Genomic DNA, 22,093 nt, shown 5'->3' with positions numbered 1-22,093 from the left:
TGAATCGTGGAGAACCTGATCGCGCTGCTCATCGCGGCGCCTCTGCTCGGAGCGGCCGTACTGCTGTGCGGCGGCCGGCGGCTGGACGCCGTCGGCCACTGGATCGGCACGGCACTGGCAGCCGCCTCCTTCGTGTTCGGCCTCGTCCTGTTCACCGATCTTCTGGGCAAGGACGCCGAGCACCGCACCCTGACGCAGCACCTGTTCACCTGGATCCAGGTCGGCGACTTCCAGGCGGACGTCGCCTTCCGCCTCGACCAGCTGTCGATGACGTTCGTGCTGCTGATCACGGGCGTCGGCTCGCTGATCCACCTGTACTCGGTCGGGTACATGGAGCACGACGAGCGGCGCCGCCGCTTCTTCGGCTATCTGAACCTGTTCCTCGCGGCGATGTTGCTGCTGGTCCTCGCCGACAACTACCTGCTGCTGTACGTCGGCTGGGAGGGCGTCGGTCTCGCCTCCTACCTGCTGATCGGCTTCTGGCAGCACAAGCCCAGCGCGGCCACGGCCGCGAAGAAGGCCTTCCTGGTCAACCGCGTCGGCGACATGGGCCTGTCGATCGCGATCATGCTGATGTTCACGACGTTCGGCACGTTCGCCTTCGGCCCGTTGCTCGGCACGCACGAGGAGCCCGGCCTGGTGGCCGACACCAGCGAGGGCCGGCTCACCGCCATCGGCCTGATGCTGCTGCTCGCGGCCTGCGGCAAGTCCGCCCAGGTGCCGCTGCAGTCCTGGCTCGGGGACGCGATGGAGGGCCCGACCCCGGTCTCGGCCCTCATCCACGCCGCGACCATGGTGACCGCGGGCGTCTATCTCATCGTCCGCTCCGCGGCGATCTTTAACGGGGCTCCGGACGCGCAGCTGGTCGTCACCATCGTCGGCGCGGTCACGCTGCTGTTCGGTGCGATCGTCGGTTGCGCGAAGGACGACATCAAGAAGGCGCTGGCCGGTTCGACCATGTCGCAGATCGGCTACATGGTCCTCGCCGCGGGCCTCGGCCCCATCGGCTACGTCTTCGCGATCATGCACCTGGTGACGCACGGCTTCTTCAAGGCCGGGCTGTTCCTCGGCGCCGGTTCGGTCATGCACGGCATGAACGACGAGGTGGACATGCGCAGGTACGGCGGACTGCGGAAGTACATGCCGGTCACCTTCGTCACCTTCGGCCTCGGCTACCTCGCCATCATCGGCTTCCCGGGGCTGTCCGGCTTCTTCTCCAAGGACAAGATCATCGAGGCGGCGTTCGCCAAGGGCGGCACCGAGGGCTGGATCCTCGGCGGCGCGGCCCTGCTGGGCGCGGCCCTCACCGCCTTCTACATGACGCGCGTGATGATCATGACGTTCTTCGGCGAGAAGCGCTGGCAGCCCGACGAGCACGGCCATGAGCCGCACCCGCACGAGTCGCCGAAGATCATGACGATCCCGATGGTCGTCCTGGCCGTCGGCTCGGTCGCGGCAGGCGCGTTCTTCAGCATCGGCGACCGCTTCCTGACCTGGCTGGAGCCCGTCACCGGGCACGAGCACGGCGACGCGCCGCTCAGCGCGGGCGCGATCACCGGTGCGACGGTGGCCTGCATGGTCATCGGCGTGGCTGTCGCCTGGGGCCAGTACGGCCGCCGTCCGGTCCCGGCCGTCGCCCCGCGCGGCTCGCTGCTCACCCGGGCCGCCCGCCGCGACCTGTACCAGGACGACTTCAATCACGTGGTCCTGGTCCGCGGCGGCGAGCACCTCACCCGGTCCCTGGTCTACGTCGACCACACCCTGGTCGACGGCGTCGTCAACGGCACGGCTGCCTCGGTCGGCGGCCTCTCCGGACGGCTGCGCCGGCTGCAGAACGGCTTCGCGCGGTCGTACGCGGTCTCGATGTTCGGCGGTGCGGCGCTCATCGTCGCCGCGACCCTGCTGATGAGGGCGGTCTGATACCGATGTCCTTTCCCCTGCTGACAGCGACGGCGGCGCTCCCGGCCCTCGGGGCGGTGGCCACGGCCGCCGTGCCCGCCGCGCGCCGCACCGCCGCCAAGTGGCTGGCGCTGCTGTTCTCGCTGGCCACACTGGCCCTGGCCATCGGCGTCCTGGTTCGCTTCGATCCCGACGGCGACCGCTACCAGCTCACCGAATCCCACTGGTGGATCAAGGAGTTCGGGGTCCGCTACGAACTGGGCGTGGACGGCATCGGGGTGGCGCTGATCGCGCTCACGGCCCTGCTGATCCCGTTCATCGTCCTCGCGGGCTGGCACGACGCAGACCCGCTGGAGACCGGCAGCAAGCGGTGGCGGCCGACGCAGGGCTTCTTCGCCCTGATCCTCGCCGTCGAGGCCATGGTGATCCTCTCCTTCGAGGCCACCGACGTCTTCCTCTTCTACATCTTCTTCGAAGCCATGCTCATCCCGATGTACTTCCTCATCGGCGGCTTCGGGGACCGTGCCCACGAGCACGGCGAGGAGGTGGCCTCGACGCAACGGTCGTACGCGGCCGTGAAGTTCCTCCTCTACAACCTGGTCGGCGGTCTGATCATGCTGGCCGCGGTGATCGGTCTGTACGTGGTCGCCGGGAACTTCTCGCTCCCGGAGATCGCCGAGGCCCGGGCCAACGGAACGCTGGACATGGCGACCAGCACCGAACGCTGGCTGTTCCTGGGCTTCTTCTTCGCCTTCGCGGTGAAGGCCCCGCTGTGGCCACTGCACACCTGGCTGCCCAACGCGATGGGCGAGGCCACCGCCCCGGTCGCCGTCCTCATCACCGCGGTCGTCGACAAGGTGGGCACCTTCGCGATGCTCCGCTTCTGCCTCGGGCTGTTCCCGGAGGCCTCGAAGTGGGCGACGCCCGCCATCCTCGTCCTCGCCCTGATCAGCATCATCTACGGGGCGCTGCTCGCGGTCGGCCAGCGGGACATCAAGCGCCTGGTGGCGTACGCGTCGATCTCGCACTTCGGCTTCATCATCATGGGCATCTTCGCGATGACCACCCAGGGCCAGTCCGGCGCGACCCTCTACATGGTCAACCACGGCATCTCGACGGCCGCGCTGATGCTGGTGGCCGGCTTCCTGATCTCGCGGCGCGGCTCGCGGCTCATCGCCGACTACGGCGGTGTGCAGAAGGTCGCCCCGGTGCTCGCGGGCACCTTCCTGATCGGCGGCCTGGCGACGCTGTCGCTGCCGGGGCTCGCGCCGTTCGTCAGCGAGTTCCTGGTGTTGGTCGGCACGTTCGCCGAGTACCCGGTGGTCGGCATCATCGCCACCTTCGGCATCGTGCTCGCCGCGCTGTACACCCTCGTCCTCTACCAGCGGACGATGACCGGCCCGGTGAAGACCGAGGTCGCCTCGATGCCCGACCTCAGGCTGCGTGAACTCGCCGTGGTCGCACCTCTCGTGGTGCTGCTGATCTTCCTGGGTGTCTATCCGAAGCCGTTGACGGACATCGTCAACCCGGCGGTCGAGCACACCATGTCCGATGTACAGAAGAAGGACCCCCAGCCCGAGGTGGAGGCGGCCAAGTGAGCGCAACAGCCGTCCACAGCCTGTGGACAACCGCGGCCGACCCGATCTCGAAGATCGACGCGCCGAAGATCGAATACGGGCAATTGTCGCCCACCCTGATCGTCGTGGGCGCGGCGCTCATCGGGGTGCTGGTCGAGGCGTTCGTGCCACGCAAGTCCCGCTACTACGCCCATATGTTCGTCTCGGTCGTGGCCCTGGCCGCCGCGTTCGCCGCGGTCGTGGCACTCGCCGCGGACGGGTACGGCACCACCAAGGCACGCGTCGCGGCCATGGGCGCGATCGCGGTCGACGGCCCGGCGCTGTTCCTCCAGGGCACGATCCTGCTGGTGGCGCTGGTCTCCCTGTTCACCTTCGCCGAACGCCGGCTCGACCCGCTGACGCACGGCAACCGCGTCGACTCCTTCGCCGCGCAGGCCGCCGCCGTGCCGGGCAGCGAGAGCGAGCAGGCCGCGGTGAAGGCCGGGTTCACCACCACCGAGGTGTTCCCGCTGCTGCTGTTCGCGGTCGCGGGCATGCTGCTGTTCCCCTCGGCCAACGACCTGCTGACGCTGTTCGTGGCCCTGGAGGTCTTCTCGCTGCCGCTGTACCTGCTGTGCGCGCTGGCCCGCCGCAAGCGGCTGATGTCGCAGGAAGCGGCCGTGAAGTACTTCCTGCTCGGCGCGTTCGCCTCCGCGTTCACGCTGTTCGGCATCGCCCTGCTGTACGGCTACTCCGGCTCGATGTCGTACGCGACGATCGCGCAGGTCGTCGACGGCTCGGTCCCCGAGGTCAGCCCGGCCCTGGCCGGCACCATGGGCAACGACGCGCTGCTGCTGGTCGGCTCCGCGCTGATCATGATGGGCCTGCTGTTCAAGGTGGGCGCGGTGCCGTTCCACATGTGGACGCCGGACGTCTACCAGGGCGCCCCGACGCCGGTGACCGGCTTCATGGCGGCCGCGACCAAGGTCGCCGCCTTCGGCGCCCTGCTGCGCATCCTGTACGTCGTGCTGCCGGGCCTGCGCTGGGACTGGCGGCCGGTGATGTGGGGCGTGGCCGTCGTCACCATGCTGGGCGGCGCGATCGTCGCGATCACCCAGACGGACATCAAGCGTCTGCTGGCGTACTCCTCGATCGCGCACGCGGGGTTCATCCTCGCGGGTGTCATCGCGACCACGCCGGACGGCGTCTCCTCCGTCCTCTTCTACCTGGCCGCCTACTCGTTCGTGACGATCGGCGCGTTCGCGGTCGTCACGCTCGTACGGGACGCCGGTGGCGAGGCGACGCATCTGTCCAAGTGGGCCGGTCTCGGCCGGCGTTCCCCGCTGGTGGCGGCCGTGTTCGCGGTATTCCTGCTGGCCTTCGCGGGCATCCCGCTGACCTCGGGCTTCGCCGGGAAGTTCGCCGTGTTCAAGGCGGCGGCGGAGGGCGGCGCGGCCCCGCTGGTGGTGGTCGGTGTGATCTCCTCGGCGATCGCCGCGTTCTTCTACATCCGGGTGATCGTGCTGATGTTCTTCAGCGAGCCGCGGCCGGAGGGCCCGACCGTCGCCGTGCCGTCGCCACTGACGATGACGGCGATCGGCGTGGGCGTGGCGGTCACGCTGGTGCTCGGTGTGGCGCCGCAGTACTTCCTGGACCTGGCGGGCCAGGCCGGAGTGTTCGTGCGCTGAGCCCGGCATGCCCGTGGGCCCCGGTTCCCCGCATGGGGGCCGGGGCCCACGCGCGTCCGGTCAGGGGGCCGGGTCCGCCGGTCAGGTCATGTTCGGGTTCGTCGGGCTGAACAGCCCGTCGGGGTCGGGCTCCAGCGCCGGCCCGCACCGGCCACGACTGACCGCTCGCGGACCGCCAGGTGACGGGGCCGTTCGCGCCGCACACGGAGAGTGGCGGCGTTCACCCGAACGGGTCTGTGGATAACTCAAGGGGCTGTCGGTGCGGGCGCCTATCGTGGACGCAGTGGTCGAGACACGGCGTACGGGGGCACGGCGATGGGCGGGACGGGCGGGATCAGCGAGATGACAGGGGTGACCGGGGCACCGGCGGCGACCGAGAGCGAGGCACTGGCCACGCTGCACCGCGTGTTCGGCTATGGCGTCTTCCGCGGCGAGCAGGAAGCGATCATCGAGCATGTGGTGGCCGGCGGTGACGCCGTGGTCCTCATGCCGACCGGCGGCGGCAAGTCGCTGTGCTATCAGATCCCGGCGCTGGTCAGACCCGGCACGGGCATCGTCGTCTCGCCGCTGATCGCGCTCATGCAGGACCAGGTCGACGCGCTGCGGGCGCTCGGGGTCCGGGCCGGGTTCATCAACTCCACGCAGGACTTCGACGAGCGGCGCCTGGTGGAGGCGGAGTTCCTCGCCGGTGAGCTGGACCTGCTCTATCTGGCGCCGGAGCGGCTGCGGCTGGACACCACGCTGGAGCTGCTCGGCCGCGGCAAGATCTCGGTGTTCGCGATCGACGAGGCGCACTGTGTGTCCCAGTGGGGCCACGACTTCCGGCCCGACTACCTCGCGCTGTCACTGCTCGGCGAGCGCTGGCCGGACGTGCCGCGCATCGCGCTCACGGCCACGGCCACCCGGGCCACGCACCGGGAGATCACCGAGCGGCTGCGCATGCCGGCCGCCCGTGACTTCGAGGCCAGCTTCGACCGGCCCAACATCCAGTACCGGATCGTGTCCAAGGCCGAGCCGAAGAAGCAGCTGCTGAGCTTCCTGCGCGAGGAGCACGCGGGCGACGCGGGCATCGTCTACTGCCTGTCGCGCAACTCCGTCGAGCGCACGGCCGAGTTCCTCTCCGCCAACGGCGTCGAGGCAGTGCCGTACCACGCGGGCCTGGACGCGGGCACCCGCGCGGCCCACCAGGCCCGGTTCCTGCGCGAGGACGGCCTGGTCGTGGTGGCGACCATCGCCTTCGGCATGGGCATCGACAAGCCCGACGTGCGTTTCGTCGCCCACCTCGACCTGCCCAAGTCGGTGGAGGGCTACTACCAGGAGACGGGCCGGGCCGGCCGGGACGGACTGCCCTCGACGGCCTGGCTGGCCTACGGGCTCAACGACGTCATCCAGCAGCGCAAGCTGATCCAGTCCGGTGAGGGCGACGAGGCGCACCGCCGCCGGGCCGCGGCCCACCTGGACGCGATGCTCGCCCTGTGCGAGACCGCGCAGTGCCGGCGCGCACAGCTGCTCACCTACTTCGGCCAGGACCCCGACACGGCGGGCTGCGGCAACTGCGACACCTGCCTGACCCCGCCCGAGACCTGGGACGGCACGGTCGCGGCGCAGAAGGTGCTGTCGACGGTGGTGCGGCTCCAGCGTGAACGCGGGCAGAAGTTCGGCGCCGGGCAGATCGTCGACATCCTGCTCGGCAGACGCACCGGCAAGGTGATCCAGTTCGACCACGACCAGCTGTCCGTGTTCGGCATCGGACAGGAGCTGACGGAGGCCGAATGGCGCGGTGCCGTCCGCCAGTTGCTGGCGCAGGGGCTGCTCGCCGTCGAGGGGGAGTACGGCACGCTGGTGCTCACCGAGGAGAGCGGGTCGGTGCTGCGGCGCGAGCGTGAGGTGCCGCTGCGCAAGGAGCCCAAGAAGCCCGCCGGGTCGCGGTCGGGCTCGTCCTCCGGCCGCGGCGAGCGCAAGCCCAAGGCCGCGGCGGCCGAGCTGCCCGAGGAGTTGCAGCCGGTCTTCGAGGCGCTGCGTGCCTGGCGCGCGGAGCAGGCCCGCGAGCAGGGCGTCCCGGCGTACGTCATCTTCCACGACGCCACGCTGCGGGAGATCGCCCTCGCCCGGCCCGCCTCGGTGCGCGAGCTCGGCTCCATCGGCGGGGTCGGCGAGAAGAAGCTCGCTACCTATGGGGAGGGCGTGCTCGCGGTGCTGGCCTCGCTGGACGGCGAGCCCGGCTCGGCCGGTCCGGGCGATCAGGACGCGGCGGCGCCGGACGACTGGCCGGAGCTTGACGACGAGCCGGAGCCGGAGCCGGACGACTGGGCGTAGGCCCGGGAGCCGTGGGAGGCGCGGCAGCGCGGAGGTACCGGCAGGGCGACGGGGCCGGTGCCGCTGTGACCGATTGCTGTGACCGATTGCTGTGGCCGGTCGCCGTGGCCTCCCGCTGTGGCCGGACGACCTGGTCAGTTCAGTGCGGTCAGCCCCGGCGCGAAGGTGATCAGCAGCGGGAGCAGCGGCACCAGGGCCGCGACCGTCGTCGTCAGGGCACGGCGGCCGAGGTCCAGACGGGGCGGCGGCTGGAGCAGGCGGTCCACGCGCTCGCGCAGCAGGCGGTTGCTGGAGGCGCAGGACAGGACGCCACGGTGCTGGTTCAGCTCGATCAGGGCCAGGGCCGCGGTCAGATGGCCGCACCGGCGGGAGGCCGTGTCGTCGGCGGCGAGCTCCACCAGACGGCGGGTCTGGTCGCAGAAGTGGGCGAACAGCGGCACCCGGGGAAAGCCGGTGGCCAGGGCCGTCGACAGATGCAGCAGCCAGTCGTGGTGGGCGCGGGCGTGCCCGCGTTCATGGGTGAGCACGGCGTCCAGCTGATGGTCGGTGAGGCGGTGCAGCGCACCGGTGGTGACGACCAGCTGGGGCGGGCTGCCCGGCATCCACCAGGCGTCGGGGTACTCGTCCTCCAGCACCAGCAGGGGCCCGCGGGCGGCGGGGAGCCCGGCGGGCAGGTCGGGGGCGCGCTCGCGCAGATGTTCGCGGGCCAGTCCGCGCCGCCGGCGGGCCTCCACCAGCTCACGGGCCAGCATCGCGGTGGTCCAGGCGGCCCCGCAGGCCAGCAGGACGGTGATGGCGGTCGCCCAGGGCGGGGCGGCGGAGAGGTCGTAGGCGGCCGTGACCTCGGCGGGTGCCGGGGCGAAGACATGGACGCGGACGGTCTGGAAGACGGCGGCGGCGCTCAGCGTGAGAGCGGCGAGGCAGCACAGCAGGACGGTCGCGACGAGGCACTGCCACACCCACAGTGCGACCACGGGCTCCCGCTCGGGCCAGGCGGCCCGGGTCAGCGCGCGGGGAACCGGCACGGCGGCCGTCAGGGCGAGAACGCCCAGCAGGAGCAGGCAGACGGTCATGCCACGGGCTCCGGATCCTGATCGGGAGTAGGGCGGGTGTGCGGTGCCTCGGTGTGCGCGCGGGGGATCCGCTCGCCGCCAGTATGACGGCGGCGAGCGGTGTGCGTAAGGAATCGGGCGGGAGGGGATCCGGGAGCGGCCGGAGCCCGCCCGCTCCCGGACCGCCCGGCCTCTGCGGATCCCGGTTCAGTCCGCGAACCCGGTTCAGCCCGCCACGATCCGCCCGGTGACCTCGCCCAGGCCCACCCGGACGCCGTCCGGGCCGGGGGCCCAGGCCGTGAGGGTGACGATGTCGCCGTCCTCCAGGAACGTGCGCTTGCCGTCGGGGAGTTCGAAGGCGTCGCGGCCGTTCCAGGTCAGCTCCAGGAGGGAGCCGCGCTGGGCCTCGGCAGGGCCGCTGACCGTGCCGGAGCCGTAGAGGTCACCGGTGCGCAGGGAGGCACCGTTGACGGTCATGTGGGCCAGCTGCTGGGCGGCGGTCCAGTACATGGTGGAGAAGGGAGGTTCGGAGATGAGCTGACCGTTGACCGCCACGGAGATGCGCAGGTCGTAGCCGTAGGGCTCCTCGTCGGCGTCGTCGAGGTAGGGCAGCAGGGGGTGGGTGCGCTCCGGGGCGGCGACGCGGGCCTCCTCCAGGGCCTCCAGCGGGGTGATCCACGCCGACACCGAGGTGGCGAAGGACTTGCCGAGGAAGGGGCCGAGGGGGACGTACTCCCATGCCTGCAGATCGCGGGCGGACCAGTCGTTGAGCAGGCACAGACCGAAGACGTGGTCGCGGAAGCCGGCCAGCGGCACCGGGCTGCCCATCGTGGACGGCGTGCCGACGACGAAGCCGACCTCGGCCTCGATGTCCAGGCGCACGGACGGGCCGAAGACCGGGGCGGGGTCGGCCGGGGCCTTGCGCTGGCCGGAGGGCCGTACGACGTCGGTGCCGGAGACCACGACCGTGCCGGAGCGGCCGTGGTAGCCGATCGGCAGGTGCTTCCAGTTCGGGGTGAGGGAGTCCTCGGCGTCGGGACGGAAGATCTGGCCGACGTTGCGGGCGTGGTGCTCGGACGCGTAGAAGTCGACGTAGTCCGCGACCGTGAAGGGCAGGTGCAGGGTCACCGAGTCGAGCGGGTGCATCAGGGGCTCGACGGTCTCGCGGTAACTGGGCACCGTCACCCACGCGGTGAGCGCGCGCCGGACGTCCGACCAGGCGGTGCGGCCGGCGGCCAGCAGCCGGTCCAGGGACGGCTGGGCGAGCAGCGCGGCGTAGGGGGAGCCGAGGGCCCGGGCCGCCGCGCCCGCGTCGAGGACGTGGTCACCGAGCCGGACGCCGACGGTCCGCTCGTGCGGGTCTCTGGTGGAGAACACGCCGTACGGAAGGTTGTGCGGACCGAAGGGGTCGCCCTCGGGGACATCGAAGGGGGGCATGCGGTTCTGCCTCACTCTCGTGCGTGCCGTGTGCGGTGCCGTGCGCTCGCGTGCCGCGCGTTCGGACGGCACGTGACTGGGCCACACGTTACGGCCGAGCCGACCGGCGTGGTCAGGCGGAGCCACCGGAGATTCCCGGCCGCGTCGAAGCACGTCGAAGCCTGTCGAACCGCGTCGAACCGTGCCGGGCCACCGTGCCCGACGATCCGGTCGGCCCCACTTGGGGGTGAAATGCCTGAGCGCGAAAGGGAGTTGAAGAGGCGTGTGAGCTCGAAGAGGCGCATGGCGTAGTCCGGATCACGCGGGGTCGCAGGGGCGCGGTGTCCGTATTCTCTGATCATGGCCGCACCCACCGAATATGCCGACCGCACCGCCTTCTCGCTCGTCGCCACCGATATGGACGGCACGCTGCTGCGCGGCGACGACACTTTCTCCGACCGGTCGCGTGCCGCTCTGGCGCTGGCGGAGGCCGCCGGCGCCCGGCATCTGGTGGTGACCGGACGGCCGGCTCCGAGGGTGCGTCCGCTGCTGGAGGAGCTGGGCAGTACGGGCCTCGCGGTGTGCGGACAGGGCGCGCAGCTCTACGACGCCGGTGCGGACCGGCTGTTGTGGTCCGTCACCCTGGACCGGGAGCTGGCCGAGACCGCGCTCGGCAAGATCGAGGCCGAGGTGGGGCAGGTGTACGCGGCCGTGGACCAGGACGGCGTCGACGGTCTCACGCTCATCGAGCCCGGCTACACGATGCCGCACCCCACCCTGCCCGCGCTGCGCGTCGAGCGCCGGGACGACCTGTGGTGCGAGCCGATCAGCAAGGTGCTGCTGCGCCATCACGCCCTGGGGGACGACGAGTTGGCGACGGTCGCGCGTTCGGTGGTGGGTTCGCTGGCCACGGTCACCATGTCGGGGCCCGGCACGGTCGAGCTCCAGCCGTGCGGTGTCACCAAGGCGACCGGCCTGGCGCTGGCGGCCCGGCATCTCGGCCTGAGCCCGCGGGACACCATCGCCTTCGGGGACATGCCCAACGACATCCCCATGTTCGACTGGGCCGCGTACGGCGTCGCGATGGCCAACGCCCACCCCGAACTCAAGGCGGTGGCGGACGAGATCACCCGCTCGAACGAGGACGACGGCATCGCCGTCGTCCTCGAACGGCTCTACGGCTGACTTCCGATTGGATCCGGGTGAATCCGGGTCAGGTCGGATATATCGCTCGGATCGTAGGAGTCGGCCGGAGAGATCAGTAGGCGCCGAAGACGTTGTCGATGGAGCCGTAGCGGGCGGCCGCGTAGTTGCAGGCGGCGGTGATGTTGGCGACCGGGTCGTACGGGTCGAACGCGGTGCCGGGCACGTGGTACGCCGCGAAGGTCGGGTCGATGACCTGGAGCAGGCCCTTCGAGGGCGTGCCGGCGGCGGCGTTGGAGTCCCAGTTGTTGATGGCGAGGGGGTTGCCCGAGGACTCGCGCATGACGTTGCGGTAGATGCCGTCGTAGGTGCCCGGGATGCCGTGCTGGGCCATGACGTCGAGCGACTGACGGATCCAGCCGTCGAGGTTGCTCGGGTAGACGGTCGCGGCCGTCGTGGCCGTGGGGGCGGCCGAGGCGGTGGTCGCGCCGACGATCGGCAGCGCGAGCACGGCGGCGCCGACACCGGCGGCGGCGAGGGCACGGGCGAGACGGGGGCGGCGGTTGGCGTGCGAGTTCGCAGGCATGGGGGTGTTCCTCTCCGGCGCCTGCGAGGTGAGCTGTCGGGTTCGGGCGGAAAGGTGCCCGGCCGTGCCCGTTTCGGACATGGCTTCACCCCGAGCCGTACCGCGCCTCGTACCTGGTACGACGTTCGGTCCGGCGACCTGCCTGGGTCCCCCGCTCCTGCCGCTGCATTGGTCGTCGGATGCTGTGGGCGGCGGCAGGATTCGGCGTCCGCCCGGCTGGCGGAACGTATGCGACAGCGCATGACCGAAACAAGTGCTGAATTCACACAAAGAACCGACCCGGCATGATCCAAACCCTTTGGTGCACTTGATCCTTTTTGGCGGTTTCCGCGCAATCGCAGGGCGGGGAGCCCCTCGTGGCGTCCGGGAGGGCGGTCCGGTGTGCGGCCCCGGCAGTGAGCCAACTCACCGCCAGCGCAAGAGCGGCAATTCGGACATCAAGCCCCAACTCCGTCTCAACCGACCGTCCGTGGGATCCGCTTCTCCCAGGTGCGGTGGAACACCACCTCGCCGCCCTCCGTGCAGACCACCTCGTCGGAGGTGACGAAGTCCGCACCCTCGCAGGCGATCTCCGAGCGGACGCGGACCGTGACGTCCCAGGACAGGTCGGGCCGGTGCAGCCGGACCGACCACCTCGCGCGCGTGCGGGCGGACAGCGGGTCGTCGGCATGGATGGCGCAGGTCTCCAGCGCCTCCTGGGTGACGTCGAGTCCGTCGGGGTACGCGCGCGTGCCGTCCGGGCACGGGTCGGTCTCCAGCCGCCACTCGCCCTCGGCCACGTCCCGCACCACCAGCCGTTCGGGCCGTGGCTCGTCCAGCGTGGCCGGATGGCTCACCCCGAGCGGCTCGGCCTGCTCCGGCTCCGCGAAGCCGACCTCCTCGCGCACCTCCCGGCTGCGCACCGGCAGCTCCAGGGTGCTCCCCGCCGGGTCCAGGGCGAATCCGGCCGCCGACCCCGGCCGGGGCCAGACCCAGGGCCAGTACGCCGAGGACACCGCCAGCCGGATGCGGTGGCCGGGCGGGAAGGCGTATCCGGTGGCACCCAGCTCGAAGGACACCGGCTCCTGGGGCAGGCCCGCCGCCAGGCTCAGCACTCCCCGCGTCACCAGCGTCGACGACCCGTCCGGCGCCACGTCGCACAGCCGGGCGGCGACCTGCCCGAGCGGCTCCTCGCCGGTCAGCCGCAGCCGCACCCGGGGCAGCCCCAGCACCCAGGTCTCCTCGCCCACCTCGAACTCGAAGCACGCCGACCGCGCGTCCTCCTCGCGCTGGTCGGGCGGCAGATCGGCGTCGTGGCCGACGGGCCGGAAGCGTCCGGCGTCCAGGCCGGTGTGCATCGGGGACCGTACGGCGACGGGGGCGCCCTGGAGGGCGTACGTCACCTGGGTCACGTTCGGCGAGGGCCAGCCGGGCTCGCCGGCCCAGCGGCCGGGCAGTACGGCCTGGACCGTGGCCGGGCGGTGCGAGTCGACGACGTACGCCCGCAGCGGCGGGTCGTCGAGCACGCCCGTGTCGGTGTCCTTGAGCCAGTGGTCCCACCAGCGCAGGGTCTCCTGGAGGAAACCGACGGCCGGGCCGGGCGGCAGGCCGCGGTCGGGGTACTGGCCGCACCAGGGGCCGATCAGCCCGCGGACCCGGTCGCCCGGGAGGCGTTCCATCAGCCGGAGCACCGCGTCGCGGTCCGGGTCGTGCCAGCCGCCCACGGCCAGGACGGCCGCACGGATGCCGTTCCCGTCCGCCCCGTTCCCGTCCGCCCCGGTCCCATCCGCCCCGGACCCGTCCGGCTCCCCGCTCGGGCCGGCGTGGTCCGCGCGCCCCCCGTCAGGGGGCCACGGGGCGCCCGTGACCTCGCGTTCCAGCCGGCCGGAGGCGAAGGGCTCGACCGCTTCCAGGCGCTTCAGCCACAAGTCGCGCCAGGCGGGTCCGACGTAGCGCGGATCGGGCGGGCGGGTGACCAGGGCGAGCGCCGCCGCGCTGCGCGACAGCAGATCCTCGGCCCCGGGGGAACCCCCGAGGGAGCGCGGTTCGTTGTCGGGGTGGTCGAGCGGGGAGCAGACCGCGACGACCGCCTTGAGCGGCTCGGGCGCGAGGGCCGCGATCCGGAGGGAGAGGGTGCCGCCGCGGAAGATGCCGAACGCGCCGACCCTGCCGTCGCACCAGGGCTGCGCCGCCAGCCAGCGCACCACGTCCGCCCCGTCCGCCGCCTCCGTCGCCGGGTGGCCGTCCGCGGGCAGCCCCTCGCTGTTGCCGTACCCGCGCGCGTCGACCCGTACGGACGCATAGCCGTGACCCGCGTACCAGGGATGGCGCTGCGCGTCGCGGGCCGCGGTGGCATCGGTCAGCCGGTCCGGCGCGTACTCCAGCAGTGCCGGGACGGGCCCGCCCGTCATGGGGCGCCACGCGCGCGCGAACAGAAGCGTCCCGTCCGGGAGCGGGATGCGCAGATCCTCGTGAGTGATCTCGCGGGGGAAGGACGTACGGATATGCATGGCGTGATCCCTGCGGGCCCCGTTCGGGTAAGTCGATAAATGTCCGTTCTTATCGGTTGATCAGCAACATACCGGCCGTGCCGCAATACCGCCCGGCCTGCGGGGTGGGTGGCAGCAGTGATCGAATCGTGACCGGATACGCTGACTTGAGTGATGGCAGCGACCTATCGACAAACCGCGTAATCACCGGTGGACACCAGCAGACAGGAGACCCTCGTGACCGTCGTCGGGCCGTTCGGGCTGAGCGTGCGGGACCAGGCTCTGGAAGCCGATGTCCAGGCCGGATTGACGGCAGTCGAGGAGGGGTTGCTTGAGGCAACCAAGAGTGGGGTCCCCTTCATCACCCAGGCCGCCCAGCATCTGATGCGGGCGGGCGGCAAGAGGTTCCGGCCGCTGCTCGTAATGCTCGCCGCCCAGTTCGGCGACCCCTACGCGCCCGGCGTCGTGCCCTCCGCCGTGGTGGTCGAGCTGACCCACCTCGCCACGCTGTACCACGACGACGTGATGGACGAGGCGGCCGTGCGCCGCGGGGTGCCCAGCGCCAACACCCGCTGGGGCAACTCGGTCGCCGTCCTCACCGGCGACTTCCTCTTCGCCCGCGCCTCGCACATCCTGGCCGACCTCGGGCCGGAGGCGGTCCGCGTCCAGGCCGAGGCGTTCGAGCGCCTGGTCACCGGCCAGATCCTGGAGACGGCCGGCCCCGCCGACGGCCGCGACCCCGTCGACCACTACCTCGACGTGCTGAGCGGCAAGACGGGCTCGCTGGTGGCCGTCTCCTGCCGGTTCGGCGCGATGATGTCCGGCGCCGACGAGACGCACGTCGACGTGCTGACCCAGTTCGGCGAGCGGCTCGGCGTCGCCTTCCAGCTCGCGGACGACGTCCTCGACATCGCCTCCGACTCCCGGGAGTCCGGCAAGACCCCCGGCACCGACCTGCGCGAGGGCATCGCCACCCTGCCCGTGCTGCGGCTGCGAGAGCGGGCCGCCCGGCTGGGGCTCGCCGAGGACCGCGCCCTGTGCGAGCTGCTCGACTCCGACCTCACCGACGACGCCCGGCACGCCGAGGCGCTCGCCGCGCTGCGCGAGCACCCGGCCCTGGAGCACGCCCGCCGCGACACCGTCCGCTACGCCTCGGAGGCGCGGGCCGCGCTCGCCCCCCTGCCGGAGTGCGACGCGAAGGCGTCCCTGGTGGAGCTGTGCGACGCGGTGGTGGACCGGGCGGGCTGACGGCCGACCCGGGGTTCCGCGCCTGGTCGTCCCGGCCGGGTTTCCGCGTTCCGTCGTCGGGACCGGTCGCGGTTCCGCGCTTCGTCGTCCCGGCCTGGCGGGGTCCCACCGTGCGTCATCCCGAAGGACCGGCGTTCCGCGCCTCGACCTCTCGACCTACCGAAGTCCTGCCTCCCCGCCATCCCGAAGTGCCTGTCCAAAGGCGGCGCGTCCGCGACCCCTACGGGTCGGGGGAGGCGCGGCCCTCGCGTGTCATACCGCAGGAGTACGCGGAGTTGGCTCCGCGGAGTGACGCGTCGCCACCCCCGGTTTGGTCTGATGGAGACCACACGGAAAACACCACTCCTCACCGATTCGGGTGAGAATGGCGGCTCAGGGTGAACAGTGCGCATCGAGCTGAACGGCCGCCGCCGACACGGAGGTAGGGCACACATGGCACCGTACGAATCCGACGAGACCACGGCCGCCTCGGAGGCCGACGGCCCGAGCGCGGGCCGACGCAGGGCCACGCGGTACATCGTCCCCGTCGCGGTGACCGGCGTGGCGGCGGCGACCATCGGGCTCGTCCCCGCACTCGCCAGTTCCGGCAGCCCCGACCTGCCGAAGATCAGCGCCGAACAACTCGTCCAGAACATCGCCGAGTCGGACACCGAGCAGCTGTCCGGCACGGTCCGGATCAACACCGACCTCGGCCTGCCCGACCTCGGCGGACTGGAGAGCGGACTGCTCTCCGGCGCCGCCCGGGGCGCGGAGGGCGGCGACGGCTCCGCGGCCGACCCGTCGGCCCGGCTCACCGAGCTGGCCACCGGCACCCACACCCTGCGCGTGGCCGCCGACGGCCCCGACCGCCAGAAGCTCTCGCTGCTTCAGGACGCCGCCGAATACAGCGTCATCCACAACGGCAAGGACGTCTGGGGCTACGACAGCCGGTCCAACGAGGTCCACCACTCGACGACCGCCGGGTCCGGCGAGCCCGAGGACGTGCCCGCCACTCCCAAGGACTTCGCCGAGGAGGCCCTGAAGGCGGCCGACGACACCACGTCCGTGACCGTCGACGGCACCGCCCGGGTCGCCGGCCGCGACACCTACAAGCTGCTGATCAAGCCCAAGCAGTCCGGCACGACCGTCGGCGCGATCAGCGTCGCGGTGGACGCGAAGACGTGGACGCCACTGAAGTTCACGCTCACCCCGTCCAGCGGCGGCGCGGCCGTCCTGGACGTCGGCTTCACCCAGGTCAGCTTCGCCCAGCCGGCCGCCTCCACCTTCGACTTCACGCCGCCCGAGGGCGCGAAGGTCACGGAGGAGGGCGAGGCCGGGCACGACGCCCCGAAGGCCTCCCAGGACGGCGACTTCGAGCACTTCGAGAAGGGCCTGAAGCCGGGCGCCGAGGACGAGTTCGCCGAGGGCGACGGCGGGCCGCGGACCATCGGCGAGGGCTGGAACACGATCGCCGTCCTGGACACCGGCGGCGAGGGCGTACCGTCCGGCGACGAGATGGGCGGCCAGTTCGGCGGCTTCCTGGACTCCCTCGGCGACAAGGTCAACGGCAAGTTCGGCTCGGGCACGGTGTTCAAGACCCGCCTGATCAACGCCCTGATCACCGACGACGGCAAGGTCTACGTCGGCGCGGTCACCAAGGAGGCCCTGGTGAAGGCGGCCGATTCGCAGGGATGACAGCAGGGACGACAGTGGTGGCGGGCGGACGCGCGCGGCAATAAGTACCGTACGCGTACGACGAGTCGAGGGAGCCGGGGGAGCCCATGCGCGCAACGCCCGCCACACAGGGGCACGGGAGCGAGACGGCCGCCGGCGCCGGCCCGGGTGCCGATGTCGACGCGGCGGGCGGAGTGATCGTCACCCGCGCTCTCACCAAGCGCTACCGCGGCGGGCAACTCGCCGTCGACGGACTCGATCTGACCGTCCCGGCGGGCAGCGTCTTCGGCTTCCTCGGCCCCAACGGCTCCGGCAAGACCACCACGATCCGCATGCTGATGGGTCTGATCGAGCCCACCTCGGGGACGGCGCAGGTGCTGGGGCGGCCCATGCCCCGGGCCGCACGGACCGTGCTCCCGCAGGTGGGCGCCCTGATCGAGGGCCCGGCGCTGTACGGCTTCCTGTCCGGCCGCGACAACCTCCTGCGGTACGACGCCGCCGACCCCACCGCCGACCCGCGCACCCGGCGGGACCGGGTCAGCGCGGCACTGGTCCGGGTGGGGCTCGCGAGCGCGGCGGGCAAGAAGGCGCGGGCCTACTCCCTCGGTATGAAGCAGCGGCTGGGCCTTGCCGCGGCCCTGCTCCAGCCGCGCCGGCTGCTGGTGCTGGACGAGCCGACCAACGGGCTCGATCCACAGGGCATGCGGGAGATCCGCACCCTGATCAGGGAGCTGGCCGCCGACGGCACGACGGTGTTCCTCTCCTCCCACCTCCTGGACGAGATCGAGCAGGTGTGCACGCACGCGGCCGTGATGGCCCGGGGCCGGCTCATCACCCAGGGCGCGGTCGCCGACCTCGCGGCCGGGGCGCGCGGGCGCCTTGTCGTCACGACGCCGGACGCGGCGGACGCGGCCCGGGTGCTGAAGGAGCAGGGCGTGGGTGATGTGGTCGCCGACGGGGACCGGGTCACGGGCGAGCCGCCCGAGCGGGAACTCGCGGAGATCAACGCCTCGTTGGTGAGGGCGGGGGTGCGGGTGCGCGGATTCGGTGTGGAACGGGCCTCGCTGGAGGAGGCGTTCGTGGCGCTGACGGGGGAGGGGTTCGATGTCGCGGGCTGACCTGACGGCCATGACGCCGGGCGGTGTGTCCGCCGCCAGTACACCCACCTTCCTGTGGAGTCTGGGCCTGCTGCGCAGCGAGTTGGTGACGACGTTCCGGCGCTGGCGCACGCTCGCCCTGCTGGGCGTGCTGGCCGCCGTGCCGGTGCTGGTCGGGATCGCGGTGAAGATCGAGACCAGCGACGGCTCCGCCGTCGGTGGCGGGGGCGGCGAGGGACCCGCGTTCATCTCGCAGATCACCAACAACGGCCTGTTCCTGGTGTTCACCGGGCTCGCGGCGACACTGCCGTTCTTCCTGCCGATGGCCGTCGGGGTGGTGGCGGGGGACGCGCTGGCCGGAGAGTCCAACGCGGGCACGCTGCGCTATCTGCTGGTCGCGCCCGCAGGCCGCACCCGGCTGCTGCTCACCAAGTACGTGACGGTGATCGCCTTCTGTCTGGCGGCCACGCTCACGGTCGCGGTCTCGGCCCTGGTGGTCGGCGGCCTGCTCTTCCCGATGGGCGATCTGACGACCATCTCGGGGACCCGGATCAGCTTCGCCGAGGGCCTCGGCCGGGCCGTGCTGATCGCCCTGGTCGTGGCCGCTTCACTGCTCGGGGTCGCGGCGCTCGGCCTGTTCGTCTCGACGCTGACCGGCAGCGGCATCGCCGCGATGGCGACGACCGTGGGCCTGCTCATCACCGTGCAGATCCTCGACCAGATACCCCAGCTGAGCGCCCTGCACCCGTACTTCTTCTCCCACCACTGGCTGTCCTTCGCCGACCTGATGCGCGAACCGGTCTACTGGGAGGACCTGCGCAGCAACCTCGGCATACAGGCGCTGTACGCGGCGGTGTTCGGCTCGGCGGCGTGGGCGCGGTTCACGACGAAGGACATCACGGCGTAGGGGCCGCCCGACGGCGCAGGGCGTCGGCGCGGCGAGGTAGGTCCCGCGTCGTCCGGTCACTGCTCGTACGGGAAGCGGGCGAGGGGCGCGTCCTGGGCGAAGAAGGTCTTGGCGCGGGCGAGGGCGTCGGTGTCGGCGAGCACGTCTCCCGGCTTGCTGCCGTTGCCGAGCAGAACGCCACCGAAGCGCATCCTCATGTACGCCGCGGAGTTGTTCAGGGTGCCGATGAGCGGCTCGGCGACCTCGGTCTCCTCGTGCGCGAGCGCGGTGACGCCCCACAGCGTGCGTCCCGCCATCGTGGCCCTGAAGTCCGCTTCGGGGACGCGCAGCCAGGCCGACCAGTGGTCGAGGTAGCGCTTGGCGTGCGCGGAGAGGGAGTACCAGTACAGAGGTGAGGCGATGACCAGGTCCGTCGCGGCGAGAGTGGCGTCGAGGAGCAGCCCGACATTGGGGTTCTCGCCGCGCTCGCGGTCGCCGTCGTGCCGCAGGTCCTCGAAGTCGGGCAGGGGGTGGTCGGCCAGATGGATCCAGCGCTGTTCCACGCCCTCGGGGAGTTGCTCGGCGGCCCTGCGGGCGAGCAGTTCGGTGTTGCCGTCCGCGCGGCTGCCGGTCGTCAGGAAGAGGAAGCGGCGGGTCATGGGTCCCCCAGGTGGTCTGTGCTCAGGTCGGGAAGGCCGGAAGGCCGGGAAGGCCCCTGCATCGTATGCACATGCATCAAAATCTTTCCAGTGGCATCGGCGGAGCCAGGGCCTCCGGGGCGCCCGGGGAGCCCGCCCCGGCTCTTGGGACGAGGCTGTGACGTCGTGGTGACGTGTGGACGAGCCGTGAGCGGAGAGACTCGACGGTGCGTGTCCGGCGGCGTTCGCGGACAGAGGGAGTGGGGGAACCGATGACACCGACCAGCCGCGGCGACCAGCGGGAGCAGCACGACGTCGCCCAGGCGCCGACCGCCGGACCGGTGGAGCCGCTCGACGTCCGCGTCACCGCGACCGGCGCCTTCGTCGAAGGGGTTCGGGTGGCCGCGGGCTCCGGCGAGGAGATCCAGCGGGCCGTCCTGAAGCACCTCCAGACCATCGCCCGCACCTCGGGCCACCCCGTCCTCGCCATGGTCCACGACGAGCGCATCGGCTACGTCGTTCCGCTCCAGGTCGCCCCGGACGGCGCGAGCAGTTTCACGGCGGACCCGGTCCGGGTGCGACGGGAGACGCCGAAGGCCGAGGCCCTGGGAGGTGCGGCCGCACCGGCGACCCCGGGAGGCGTCGGCCGGCCCCGGGGCCCGGAGCGGACGCGGACCGAGGCGCTCGGCGGGGAGACCCGGCGCGCTGAGCCGTCGCAGGCCCAGCGCGTGGAGCCGTCGCCGGCGCAGCGCGTGGAGCCGTCGCAGGCCCAGCGCGTGGAGCCGTCGTCGGCCGAGGGCTTCGGCCCGCCGCCGATGATGGCCGGACGGTCCCGCGGCGCCGAGCCGTACGGCCCCCAGCCCCAGACCCCGCCGCCCCCGCCGGCCGCCTCGCCCTACGCCCCGCACTCGCACCACGCCCAGCCGGACGCGCCGAACCCCTACCTCCAGCCGACGGCCCTCCCGTGCCCGGAGCCGGGCCCGCACATCGCGACGCCACCGACGCCGACGGCCCTCCCGTGCCCGGAGCCGGGCCCGCACATCGCGACGCCACCGACGCCGACGGCCCTCCGACCTGAGCCGGGTCTTCGGCCTGAGCCGGGTCTTCGGCCTGAGCCGGGTCTTCGGCCTGAGCCGGGTCTCCGACCTGAGCCGGGGCTTCGACCCGAACCCGCCCCCCGCCCCATCCCGGAGCCGCCGAGCACCCCCGCGCACCGCCCCGCCACCGGCACCCCGACCCCGCTCGCCCCGTTCGTCTCGACGCTGCTCACCTCGTCCACCCCGGCCCCGTCCACCTTGCTCACCCCGACCCCGCCCCGAGGCTTCGACGCCATAGCGGAGGCCGTGCTCGACGACGAACCGGGCGTCGCCACCGGGCCCCTCGCGGAGCCCATGGCGCGGATCAGTGAGGCCGTGCGGTCGGGACAGGTGGAGTTGGCCGCGACGCTGGCGGGACGGGCGCTGGCGGGGGCCCCGCTGGAGCCGGAGCACCCCGAGGTGCTGCGGCTGCGGGAACTGACCGCGTACATCGCCTACTTGGCCGGTGAGGGCGAACGCGCCCTGGGCCTGTCGCTCGACCTGGCCCGGGTGCACCGGCGCCGGGGAGACGCCGACGCGGCGTACGGCAACGTGCAGAGCGCCGCGATGGCCTGGCGCGCGGTGCGCGATCCGCAGGACGGGCTGCGGCTCGGCCGTGAGTTGATAGACGTGTGGACGGATCTGGCGGCCGAGGGCGGCCCCGCCGCTGCCGACCTGGAGGAACTGGAGTCGGCCCACGCCCGCATGGTCCGCCTCACCGACCGGGCGGCCCGGGGCGGTGCCCGGCCCTAGGGCCATCAGGCCTCCGCCCCGGCCCTCACCGCAGGGCTCACACAGGCCCCCGGCCCTCACCGCAGGGCTCACACAGGGCCCCCTGCCCTCACCGCAGGGCTCACACAGGGCCCCCTGCCCTCACTGCACGCAGAACTCGTTCCCCTCCGGATCCGTCATGACCACCCACTGTCCGGACGGCTCCTTCACCTCCCGCAGCACGTTCGCCCCGAGCCCCCGCAGCCGGGCCACCTCTTCCTCGCGCAGCCCCTTGCCGGGATGCAGGTCCAGGTGGAGTCGGTTCTTGCCGGACTTGGGCTCGGGCACGCGCTGGAAGAGCAGTCGCCGACCCAGGCCGGTGCCGCTGTCCGGTTCGACGGGGTCCTCGGGATGCCGTACGGCGACCAGGTCGCGGAAGGCGAGGCGGGCGTGGTACTCGACGACCGCCTGGCGCGGCAGCGCGCCGAGCTCCAGGAGCCGCTCGATGAGCGCGTTGTTGTCCTCGACCTCGTAGTGCAGCGCGGCGGCCCAGAAGTCGGCCTGTGCCTGTGGGTTCCCGCAGTCGATGACGAGCTTCCAGTGGACGGGCGCCGGGGTGGGCGCCCCCTTCTCGTGTGCTTCGGTGTCGGTCACGTAACC

Annotated in this window: 16 protein-coding genes and 1 riboswitch; of the genes, 10 read left to right on the top strand and 6 right to left on the bottom strand. The window is 72.1% G+C overall.

Annotated features, from left to right (window positions below; translation table 11 throughout):
* The first annotated feature begins 6 nt into the window (after positions 1 to 6).
* The 4 genes from nuoL to recQ all read left to right on the top strand — a co-directional run bounded on the left by nuoL (position 7) and on the right by recQ (position 7,459).
* Entirely contained in the window at positions 7 to 1,920 is a 1,914-nt protein-coding gene (gene nuoL, locus ABZZ79_RS25385; RefSeq protein WP_356692315.1) for an NADH-quinone oxidoreductase subunit L, read from the top strand.
* Between the two features lie 5 nt (positions 1,921 to 1,925).
* A complete protein-coding gene (locus ABZZ79_RS25380) occupies positions 1,926 to 3,497 on the top strand; it encodes an NADH-quinone oxidoreductase subunit M (RefSeq protein ID WP_356692313.1) in 1,572 nt (523 codons plus the stop codon).
* A complete protein-coding gene (gene nuoN, locus ABZZ79_RS25375; protein ID WP_356692311.1) occupies positions 3,494 to 5,143 on the top strand; it encodes an NADH-quinone oxidoreductase subunit NuoN in 1,650 nt (549 codons plus the stop codon). Before ABZZ79_RS25380 ends, nuoN begins: the two co-directional genes overlap by 4 nt.
* Before the next feature lie 315 nt (positions 5,144 to 5,458).
* Positions 5,459 to 7,459 carry a DNA helicase RecQ gene (gene recQ / locus ABZZ79_RS25370; protein WP_356692309.1) on the top strand — a complete coding sequence of 667 codons (2,001 nt, stop codon included), beginning with the start codon at positions 5,459 to 5,461 and terminating at the stop codon, positions 7,457 to 7,459.
* A 134-nt stretch (positions 7,460 to 7,593) separates the two neighbouring features.
* Here the strand turns inward: recQ and ABZZ79_RS25365 are convergent, their stop codons facing one another.
* Together ABZZ79_RS25365 and fahA are read right to left on the bottom strand one after the other, a co-directional pair.
* Positions 7,594 to 8,532 (bottom strand): M56 family metallopeptidase, encoded by a 939-nt coding sequence (locus ABZZ79_RS25365; RefSeq protein WP_356692307.1) that lies wholly within the window; start codon positions 8,530 to 8,532, stop codon positions 7,594 to 7,596.
* A gap of 204 nt (positions 8,533 to 8,736) precedes the next feature.
* Positions 8,737 to 9,948, bottom strand: coding sequence for a fumarylacetoacetase (gene fahA / locus ABZZ79_RS25360; RefSeq protein ID WP_356692305.1), 1,212 nt, complete (start codon positions 9,946 to 9,948; stop codon positions 8,737 to 8,739).
* Positions 9,949 to 10,287: 339 nt separating this feature from the next.
* Here fahA and ABZZ79_RS25355 point away from each other — a divergent pair, with 339 nt between their 5' ends.
* Positions 10,288 to 11,112, top strand: coding sequence for an HAD family hydrolase (locus tag ABZZ79_RS25355; protein WP_356692303.1), 825 nt, complete (start codon positions 10,288 to 10,290; stop codon positions 11,110 to 11,112).
* Positions 11,113 to 11,185: 73 nt separating this feature from the next.
* Here the strand turns inward: ABZZ79_RS25355 and ABZZ79_RS25350 are convergent, their stop codons facing one another.
* Both ABZZ79_RS25350 and ABZZ79_RS25345 read right to left on the bottom strand, forming a co-directional pair.
* Positions 11,186 to 11,656: a transglycosylase SLT domain-containing protein gene (locus ABZZ79_RS25350; RefSeq protein ID WP_356692301.1), complete on the bottom strand. Its 471-nt coding sequence runs from the start codon at positions 11,654 to 11,656 to the stop codon at positions 11,186 to 11,188.
* Between the two features lie 5 nt (positions 11,657 to 11,661).
* A riboswitch (cyclic di-AMP (ydaO/yuaA leader) is annotated at positions 11,662 to 11,841 on the bottom strand.
* 270 nt (positions 11,842 to 12,111) lie between these two features.
* Positions 12,112 to 14,145 carry a CocE/NonD family hydrolase gene (locus ABZZ79_RS25345; protein WP_356692299.1) on the bottom strand — a complete coding sequence of 678 codons (2,034 nt, stop codon included), beginning with the start codon at positions 14,143 to 14,145 and terminating at the stop codon, positions 12,112 to 12,114.
* A 216-nt stretch (positions 14,146 to 14,361) separates the two neighbouring features.
* On the opposite strand from ABZZ79_RS25345, the gene ABZZ79_RS25340 reads away from it, so the two are divergent.
* From ABZZ79_RS25340 to ABZZ79_RS25325, 4 genes are all read left to right on the top strand, one after another.
* Complete coding sequence (locus tag ABZZ79_RS25340; protein ID WP_356692297.1) at positions 14,362 to 15,372, top strand: polyprenyl synthetase family protein; 1,011 nt, start codon at positions 14,362 to 14,364, stop codon at positions 15,370 to 15,372.
* 432 nt (positions 15,373 to 15,804) lie between these two features.
* Positions 15,805 to 17,046 carry a DUF2092 domain-containing protein gene (locus tag ABZZ79_RS25335; RefSeq protein ID WP_356692295.1) on the top strand — a complete coding sequence of 414 codons (1,242 nt, stop codon included), beginning with the start codon at positions 15,805 to 15,807 and terminating at the stop codon, positions 17,044 to 17,046.
* 86 nt (positions 17,047 to 17,132) lie between these two features.
* The gene (locus tag ABZZ79_RS25330) at positions 17,133 to 18,143 is read left to right on the top strand and encodes an ABC transporter ATP-binding protein (RefSeq protein ID WP_356692293.1); all 1,011 of its coding nucleotides are present in this window, start codon (positions 17,133 to 17,135) and stop codon (positions 18,141 to 18,143) included.
* Positions 18,144 to 18,153: 10 nt separating this feature from the next.
* Complete coding sequence (locus tag ABZZ79_RS25325) at positions 18,154 to 19,029, top strand: ABC transporter permease subunit (protein WP_356692392.1); 876 nt, start codon at positions 18,154 to 18,156, stop codon at positions 19,027 to 19,029.
* A gap of 56 nt (positions 19,030 to 19,085) precedes the next feature.
* Here the strand turns inward: ABZZ79_RS25325 and ABZZ79_RS25320 are convergent, their stop codons facing one another.
* Positions 19,086 to 19,667 carry an NAD(P)H-dependent oxidoreductase gene (locus tag ABZZ79_RS25320; protein ID WP_356692291.1) on the bottom strand — a complete coding sequence of 194 codons (582 nt, stop codon included), beginning with the start codon at positions 19,665 to 19,667 and terminating at the stop codon, positions 19,086 to 19,088.
* Positions 19,668 to 19,918: 251 nt separating this feature from the next.
* On the opposite strand from ABZZ79_RS25320, the gene ABZZ79_RS25315 reads away from it, so the two are divergent.
* Entirely contained in the window at positions 19,919 to 21,475 is a 1,557-nt protein-coding gene (locus ABZZ79_RS25315; protein ID WP_356692289.1) for a tetratricopeptide repeat protein, read from the top strand.
* 120 nt (positions 21,476 to 21,595) lie between these two features.
* Here ABZZ79_RS25315 and ABZZ79_RS25310 read toward each other — a convergent pair whose 3' ends face one another.
* Positions 21,596 to 22,087, bottom strand: coding sequence for a VOC family protein (locus tag ABZZ79_RS25310; RefSeq protein WP_356692287.1), 492 nt, complete (start codon positions 22,085 to 22,087; stop codon positions 21,596 to 21,598).
* Positions 22,088 to 22,093: the final 6 nt, after the last annotated feature.

Origin of the sequence: Streptomyces sp. NPDC006458, from assembly GCF_040612135.1 — a bacterium.
In the GTDB taxonomy this organism is placed as follows: Bacteria; Actinomycetota; Actinomycetes; order Streptomycetales; family Streptomycetaceae; genus Streptomyces.
Note: the sequence above shows the minus strand (reverse complement) of the source record. Positions and strands in the feature narration are given on the sequence as shown.